Genomic DNA, 3,068 nt, shown 5'->3' on the forward strand with positions numbered 1-3,068 from the left:
TCGCAATGGGTTGCGACAGGATGAACAGCCCGAGGATCTTGCCGCGATGGCGCACCGGGAACCATTGGGTGATGTAGTACAGAACGCCCGGGAAGAACCCGGCTTCGGCGGCGCCGAGCAAAAAGCGCATCACATAGAAGCTGTTCGGCCCCTGGACAAAGGCCATGCCGATGGTGATGGCACCCCAGGTGACCATGATCCGCGCGAACCAGCGCCGTGCGCCGAAGCGGTCGAGCATCAGGTTGCTGGGGATTTCCAGCAGGAAGTAGCCGATGAAGAACAGCCCGGCGCCAAGACCGTAGGCAGCATCGCCCAGGCCGATGTCCGCGCCCATGTGCAATTTGGCGAAGCCCACCGCGGAGCGGTCCACATAGGCGATCAGGTACAGCAGGATCAGGAAGGGAATCAGTTTCAGCGTGATGCGACGGATAAGCCGCAGTTCCTGGCTCATGAGATCGGTCTCCGATTGTTGTTGTTATGGAACCTCGGGGGACGCCTCTCGCGAAAAATTCGCCAGGGCCATCCCTCCGTTTGAGCGGACTATATAGTAATACTATTTACTCAACAACACTTCCAAAGCGCGGAATTTGCGCTTATGTTACGCCTCAGCTCGAACAATATAGTCATACAATAAGAGAATCGCTCATGTCTGATAAGAAACCCACCCTGCGCTCCGCCCAATGGTTTGGCACCGCCGACAAGAACGGTTTCATGTACCGCAGCTGGATGAAGAATCAGGGCATCGCCGACCACCAGTTCCATGGCAAGCCGATCATCGGCATCTGCAACACCTGGTCGGAACTGACCCCGTGCAACGCGCATTTCCGCCAGATTGCCGAGYACGTCAAACGCGGGGTGATCGAGGCCGGCGGCTTCCCGGTGGAGTTTCCGGTGTTCTCCAACGGCGAATCGAACCTGCGCCCGACCGCCATGCTCACCCGCAACCTGGCGAGCATGGATGTCGAAGAAGCCATTCGCGGCAACCCGATCGATGGCGTGGTGCTGCTGACCGGTTGCGACAAGACCACCCCGGCCTTGCTGATGGGCGCCGCCAGTTGCGACGTGCCGGCCATCGTGGTCACCGGCGGGCCGATGCTCAACGGCAAGCACAAGGGCAAGGACATCGGCTCCGGCACCGTGGTCTGGCAGCTCAGCGAACAGGTCAAGGCCGGCACCATCAGCATTGACGATTTCCTCGCGGCCGAGGGCGGCATGTCCCGCTCGGCCGGTACCTGCAACACCATGGGCACCGCCTCGACCATGGCCTGCATGGCCGAAGCGCTCGGTACATCCCTGCCCCACAACGCAGCGATCCCGGCGGTGGATGCGCGCCGTTACGTGTTGGCGCACATGTCCGGCATGCGGGCCGTGGAGATGGTGCGCGAAGACTTGAAGCTGTCGAAGATCCTGACCAAAGAGGCCTTCGAGAACGCCATTCGCGTCAATGCCGCCATCGGCGGTTCAACCAACGCAGTGATCCACCTGAAGGCCATTGCCGGGCGCATTGGCGTGGAACTGGACCTGGATGACTGGACCCGTATCGGTCGCGGCATGCCGACCATCGTCGACCTGCAACCGTCCGGGCGCTTCCTGATGGAAGAGTTCTATTACGCCGGTGGCTTGCCGGCGGTGCTGCGTCGCCTCGGTGAAGCCGACCTGATCCCGAACCCGCATGCCCTGACCGTCAACGGCAAGTCCATCGGCGAGAACACCAGGGACGCGCCGATCTATGGCGAGGACGAAGTGATCCGCACCCTCGACAACCCGATCCGCGCCGACGGCGGCATCTGTGTATTGCGCGGCAACCTGGCACCGCTGGGCGCTGTGCTCAAGCCGTCCGCCGCCACGCCCGAACTGATGCAGCATCGCGGTCGCGCGGTGGTGTTCGAGAACTTTGACATGTACAAGGCACGGATCAACGATCCGGAACTGGACGTGGATGCCGACTCGATCCTGGTGATGAAGAACTGCGGGCCGAAGGGTTATCCGGGCATGGCCGAAGTGGGCAACATGGGCCTGCCGGCCAAGCTGCTGGCCCAGGGTGTGACCGACATGGTGCGTATTTCCGATGCGCGCATGAGTGGCACTGCGTATGGCACGGTTGTCCTGCACGTCGCCCCGGAAGCCGCGGCCGGCGGCCCGCTGGCCGCAGTGAAGGAAGGCGACTGGATCGAACTCGATTGCGCCAGCGGCCGTTTGCACCTGGATATTCCGGATGCCGAACTGGCCGCGCGCATGGCTGATCTGCAACCGCCGCAGAACCTGATCGTCGGTGGCTATCGCCAGCTGTACATCGACCACGTGCTGCAAGCGGACCAGGGTTGCGACTTCGACTTCCTGGTGGGTTGTCGCGGGGCTGAAGTGCCGCGCCACTCTCACTGACAACACAAATCCCCTGTGGGAGCTAGCCTGCTAGCGATTTCGGCCTATCAGTTGATATTAATGTTGACTGACACTCCGCTATCGCCAGCAGGGCTAGCTCCCACATTTGGTTTGTGTATCCACCTCAAGTTTGTACCGCGCCTGCTATCATGCGCGACACCTATTCGCACAGGACCGCGCCGCTCCCCATGGATTACCGCAAACCCTCCGACCGCAAAAGCATGCACTCGCGCATCGTCCAGGAACTGGGCATGCAGATCGTCTCGGGACGGTTCCTGCCGGACGACAAACTGCCCGCCGAAGCGCTGTTGTGCGAAGAATATGCGGTCAGCCGGCCGGTGCTGCGTGAAGCCACCCGGGTCCTGGTTGCCAAAGGCCTGGTGTATTCCCGTCCGCGGGTCGGCACCGTGGTCAAGCCGCGCAAGGACTGGCACATGCTCGATCCGGACGTGCTGCACTGGTTGATGCAAAGCAGCCCGCAGAATCAGTTTTTCGACCTGCTGACCAGTGTGCGCAGCATCATCGAACCGGCTGCTGCCGCCCTCGCCGCGCAATTCGCCACGGATGCAGACATCGCGTCCATCGGTGAAGCCTACCAGCGCATGGAAGCCGCACCGACGCCGGAGGCGCTGTTGCAGCCTGACCTGGACTTCCACAGTCGCATTGCCGATGCCACGCACAACGAC

The 3,068-nt window shown here is 61.9% G+C and carries 3 protein-coding genes; 2 read left to right on the forward strand and 1 reads right to left on the reverse strand.

The features are described 5' to 3' along the window. A partial coding sequence (locus tag ACXRVY_RS21995; RefSeq protein ID WP_458238230.1) for an MFS transporter occupies nucleotides 1-451 on the reverse strand: 451 nt, incomplete at its 3' end. A 194-nt stretch (nucleotides 452-645) separates the two neighbouring features. Here ACXRVY_RS21995 and ACXRVY_RS22000 point away from each other — a divergent pair. Both ACXRVY_RS22000 and ACXRVY_RS22005 read left to right on the forward strand, forming a co-directional pair. Further along, nucleotides 646-2,382, forward strand: a complete 1,737-nt coding sequence (locus ACXRVY_RS22000; RefSeq protein WP_458238231.1) for an IlvD/Edd family dehydratase — start codon at nucleotides 646-648, stop codon at nucleotides 2,380-2,382. Nucleotides 2,383-2,570: 188 nt separating this feature from the next. After that, nucleotides 2,571-3,068 (forward strand): FadR/GntR family transcriptional regulator (locus ACXRVY_RS22005; protein WP_458238232.1); only part of this gene is annotated, 498 nt, incomplete at its 3' end.

The organism is Pseudomonas sp. P5_A2_2 (genome assembly GCF_054177685.1).